The organism is Massilia sp. 01N410 (assembly GCF_056399665.1).
Genome location: NZ_JBFTRV010000093.1, coordinates 1 through 357, shown reverse-complemented (window position 1 = coordinate 357; position 357 = coordinate 1). Strand labels below are relative to the sequence as shown.

Sequence of the window (357 nt, the reverse complement as noted above, 5' to 3'; positions counted from 1 at the left end):
GTGGTGAACAACGGCTTGCCGGAAAACGCCACGCCCCAGGTGTCAGGGGTGGTGCCACTCAAATCGAACTTCCACAACCGCCCTTTCAGATCGCCCCCGTAGGCAGCCTGCACCACATTCTGCGAGTTGACTCTGAGCTTCACCGACGACAGGCCGTTGGTGGTTTCGGTACTGTCGACCACGATTTTCTTGATCAGCGAGCCGTCGCGAATATCCACCACATACAACGCTGCCACCCCGGAGTTGCTGCCATAGCCGTTGGAGATAAACGCGGCCCAGCGACCATCGGCCAAGCGTGCCACTTCGGGGCGCGCATAGGCATAACCCAGATCATTGAAAACGTTCGTTGTATTGGCC

General features: G+C 58.3%; 1 protein-coding gene. It reads right to left on the bottom strand.

All coding sequences use genetic code 11. The features are described from left to right. Nucleotides 1-357 (bottom strand): PilC/PilY family type IV pilus protein (locus tag AC1DOP_RS27390; RefSeq protein ID WP_477254450.1); only part of this gene is annotated, 357 nt, incomplete at both ends.